The following is a 3,915-nucleotide window of genomic DNA, read 5'->3' on the forward strand; positions in this document are numbered from 1 at the left end:
TCGATTCGGGTGCGCTATGAGGTCAAACCGGAGAACTACTGCGGACTGGTGAAGCTCGCCTGCATCCTCATCTGGACGCGCATCTGGCATCGGCTCAAAGCCGCGTACGCGGATTGAGATAGACTCTTAGGGGATAGTCACCGTACGGGTCGTGCCAGCGCTCTCACGAGAGGGCTCCTGCCGCTTCGCGCGACAGATTGCGGGTCGCCGCTGCCACCGACCGCGCTGGTTCAGCCGCTGCATGGCGACGCACGGCTTCCAGATCGCGTTCGGCTTCGCGTCGGCTCGCCCGATCCAGATCGTTCGGACCCATCTGTGTGACACGGCTCCGCAGGCCGTCACTGACGGGCCGAGTGTTCTCGGGCCGGTTGCGCACGCGCGCCTCAGCTTCGACGTGTCGCGTGATGCTGGGGGGCAGCGCTCCTGCCTCGGGTATTCCTGTCGGCATCGAACCTTCCCCTCAACTAAATCAGCAGGTCGGTCGGGTCTCGCATCAGATTGCCGCTTGCGGCGGCGAGTGCCGAGACGGGGTTTTGGGACACCTGTTGGCGCAGGCTCGTCACGAGAGCGCGCGCATCTGTGAACCGATCCGGGGCGTCTGCTCGGATGTCCCGTACCGGCGCTTGGTTGACTTCGCGACGCTCGATCGAATCGACGGACGACTGCGACGTCTGTCGCTGTCGGCTCTCGGCCGCCACCAGGTTGTGACCCAGCGACGAGCGAATCTGCTCTCTGCCGACGTTGATCTGCCGGATGGCGATGGATGCGGGCATCGATACGACCTCCTAGACTAGGTGGCGTGCCGCCGTTGCCTGGAGTCCCTGGGCTGCTCCAGCAAGGGCGGCAGCGGGGTCTCTGGCTACCTCTGACTTCACTCGGGTGACCATCGCATTCGCGTCGTCCGCGCGAGTATCGCGCGGCTCGGAATTGACGCGCTTCGACGCGCCGGTTGCGACTTCGCGGTCGCTCGCTCCCTCGACGGGCATAGGACGCCAGAAGTCGACAACAGCGATGGGGTTTACATCGCGCGATGGCTGCGAAGCGGATCCTCGCGACGGCGGACGCGCGTCTCCCGGTGCCGGAGTGGTTCGCGTTGGCGGCGGCGATACCGCGCCAACCGATGGTGGCATGTGGTTCCTCCAGTTCTATGGAGCCGGACCGGAACTCCGGCTACGCTTGTGGCAGCAGGCGGAAGCCTGCCGCAGGTCGCAGAAACGCGGTGACGACGTTCAACGCGTCTGTGGGATGGCGGCGTCCCTCGGCTCGCACCTGTTCGAGAGACCGCCCTAATGTCCCCGACGAACCAAGCCTGTCCGGCGAATCGCTCGCGTAGGCGAGGACTCGTTGCCGATGCGCTCTGCCCAAGCCCTGAGACAGATCGGGTTGATCTCCCTCAGACTGCTCCTTCCTCGACTCCCGCTCTGGCATGTCGTCCGCCCGCTCGGTGCGGAGGACGGCGATGTCCGTCGCGGTACGCTGGTCACGCGCGTGCGAGACGGCTTGGATCCGTGTGTTGGCAGAAGTGACCGACATGGGCCCGTCCCTCCCTCTACCGCGCAAGGCCGATCAACGGCATTACGTTCTGCGCGAGCAGGTTGGTCTGAGCCAGCGCAAACGTCCCCGCCTGCGACAGGATGTGCGCGCGTATGAGGCTCGTAGCCTCCTGTGCGATATCCGCGTCGCGGATCGCGGAGTCCGCCTCTTGTAGCAAAGCGATCCGCGCGCTGATATCCACGGACGTGCGCGACAGCCGGTTCTCTACCGCCCCGAAGCGGCTCCGAACCAGAGTCACCGAGGTGATGCCCAACTCGACCGAAGCGAGCGCTGTCGTCGCGGTGCCGACGACGGCGATCTGCGCCGAGGTGAGTCCAGCCACGATGGCAGAGGAGCCCAGATTGCTCAGTTGGAGACCGATCTGGTCGTTGATGCCGCCCAGACCATCACCGACGTAGAAGGTCACGTTCGTATTGGTCGCCGTAAGGCAGGTTCCGTTGAACGTGGTCGATGACGCGATTCGGTCGATCTCTTGAATGAGCTGATCGGCTTCGAGCTGGATGGCGCTTCGCGAACTGGTGGATGTCGTCGAGTCCGCGGCTTGGATCGCGAGCTCTTTGAGCCTCACCAGAATGTCTGAGATGGAACTGGCTCCCCCTTCCGCAGTCTGCGTGAAGGAGATCGCCATGCCCGTGTTGCGATTCGCCTGCTGGAGGGATGTGATGACGGAGTTGAGGGCTGCCGACGTTGCCAGCCCGGCTGGGTCATCCCCGGCGCGGTTGATCCGCAGCCCGGAGGACAGCCGCATGATGGACTGTGACACCAGGGCGGTGGTGCGGTTCAGATTATTCTGTACCGCAGTTGGAAGTGCGGAGCTGCTGATACGAAACATACGCCCTCCCCTGCGCCCCAAGTCAGGAGCACGGGACACAATGCAGACCCCGGAGGACCCACATTTGCGCTAAGGATGCGGATGCTTCGTTCCGATAGAGAGGTTGTCAGGAAAGACGACTCAATCGCTGTATGGGCACGTAGGCAGTAGCAATCGCACGTATAGTCCCATAGGGGCCGCAGCAGTACGGCTCTTGGGGGGAGTATACCGCAGCCGGGGTGCGTACGCAAGGGAATCTGTGCACGCGCCGCGCGTCCGCCCTGGACAAGCGGATGGGCACTGGGGTTGCGGCGTGCAACCAGCATGCTCTCAAAGTGACGAGTCAGAAGTCCTGGACACGACAGAACGAACATAGCCGGGCGTCATCATACGCCCGGCTTTTGCATGTACTTCGGTGAATGGGCGAGATGTCTACGAGATGTCTAGGGGAGGCGTATCGCAGCGAGATGGCGGCCTGTTCGAGGGCCATCACGACGGTGAGAGTAGAACAACTCCCGGCGGCAGTGAGTGCACAGACCCGAAACTACGATACGATCGCTGCGCATTCCCGCCGCAATGAGGTCATTGCGGATCGCGCGCCACAGATCGAGATGCCTCCCGTCGGCGACCTCGTCGCCGAAAGATGCCCGGAACCCATCTGCCAGCTCCTGACTGACCTCATAGCAGCACGGACCGATGGAGGGACCCAGGATCGCCCGGCAGTCGTGCGCGCGCGACCCGAACTCACGGCACATCGAGAGAAGTGTTCGGCTCGCGATGCGGGCTGCTGTGCCGCGCCATCCGGAGTGGGCGATGCCGATGGTGCCCCGTACCGGGTCCCAGAAGTAGATTGGAACGCAGTCTGCGACGATGACGCCCAGAGCGATCTCGTTGCTGGTCGTGATGAGCGCGTCGGTGTCTGGGAACTCGCGTTCATCAGGCGTCACGACGCCGACGGCAACGCCATGAACCTGCCCCGGAACGACGAGCGAGTCCGGCACCGCACCCCACGACATCAGGAACCGACGGCGGTTCTCAACAACGGCGGCTGGCGTGTCGCCAACGCGCAGCCCGACGTTCAGCGACGCGTACGGGACCTCGCTGACGCCGCCGCTCCGCCAACTGGTGGCAGCGCTCGGAGCGCGAGACGGGGCTTGGGCACCCCAGTCGTGTGCGATGCCTTGTAGCGATGGAGACGGGTCGGTCACTGTGAACCGGTCGAGGCGAGCCGCCAAGCGTCGGTGTCCCTGCCGAAAGCGATGATCGCGTCGCCGATGGCGCGCGCGATCTTCGACTGGTACTCAGCCGAAGCCAGGAGCTGCTGCTCGGAGCGGTTGGTGATGAAGCCGATCTCGATGAGCACGGACGGGATGCTCGGGTAGAAGAGCACATAGAAGGGACCGCGCTGAACCCGCCGGTCCACAACCTTGACCGAACTGACCAGGTTATCTTGGATCTTGTCCGCGAGCGCGTCCGTGTACGGCTTCATCGCCCGATGTCGCAGATCGTTGAGGATGAAGCTCAGGCTGAAGTCTTGGCCCTGGTTCTCG

6 protein-coding genes are annotated in these 3,915 nt (G+C 63.9%); all 6 read right to left on the reverse strand.

The window, feature by feature from the left end; genetic code table 11:
• Nucleotides 1–163: 163 nt before the first annotated feature.
• Nucleotides 164–448 (reverse strand): hypothetical protein, encoded by a 285-nt coding sequence (locus FJZ36_18320; GenBank protein ID MBM3216855.1) that lies wholly within the window; start codon nucleotides 446–448, stop codon nucleotides 164–166.
• 16 nt (nucleotides 449–464) lie between these two features.
• Nucleotides 465–773 (reverse strand): hypothetical protein, encoded by a 309-nt coding sequence (locus tag FJZ36_18325; GenBank protein MBM3216856.1) that lies wholly within the window; start codon nucleotides 771–773, stop codon nucleotides 465–467.
• 397 nt (nucleotides 774–1,170) lie between these two features.
• Nucleotides 1,171–1,533, reverse strand: a complete 363-nt coding sequence (locus FJZ36_18330) for a hypothetical protein (GenBank protein MBM3216857.1) — start codon at nucleotides 1,531–1,533, stop codon at nucleotides 1,171–1,173.
• A gap of 16 nt (nucleotides 1,534–1,549) precedes the next feature.
• The gene (locus FJZ36_18335; GenBank protein ID MBM3216858.1) at nucleotides 1,550–2,386 is read right to left on the reverse strand and encodes a flagellin FliC; all 837 of its coding nucleotides are present in this window, start codon (nucleotides 2,384–2,386) and stop codon (nucleotides 1,550–1,552) included.
• Between the two features lie 422 nt (nucleotides 2,387–2,808).
• Entirely contained in the window at nucleotides 2,809–3,600 is a 792-nt protein-coding gene (gene pgeF, locus FJZ36_18340) for a peptidoglycan editing factor PgeF (protein MBM3216859.1), read from the reverse strand.
• Nucleotides 3,570–3,915, reverse strand: a 346-nt coding sequence (locus FJZ36_18345; protein MBM3216860.1) for an N-acetylmuramoyl-L-alanine amidase, incomplete at its 5' end; no start/stop codon positions are given. The genes pgeF and FJZ36_18345, both read right to left, overlap by 31 nt.

The organism is Candidatus Poribacteria bacterium (assembly GCA_016866785.1).
Classification (GTDB): domain Bacteria; phylum Poribacteria; class WGA-4E.

Coding starts and splice junctions, on each gene's coding strand:
- FJZ36_18320 (MBM3216855.1), bottom strand. CDS start 448: ATGCCGACAGGAATACCCGAGGCAGGAGCGCTGCCCCCCAGCATCACG.
- FJZ36_18325 (MBM3216856.1), bottom strand. CDS start 773: ATGCCCGCATCCATCGCCATCCGGCAGATCAACGTCGGCAGAGAGCAG.
- FJZ36_18335 (MBM3216858.1), bottom strand. CDS start 2,386: ATGTTTCGTATCAGCAGCTCCGCACTTCCAACTGCGGTACAGAATAAT.
- FJZ36_18330 (MBM3216857.1), bottom strand. CDS start 1,533: ATGTCGGTCACTTCTGCCAACACACGGATCCAAGCCGTCTCGCACGCG.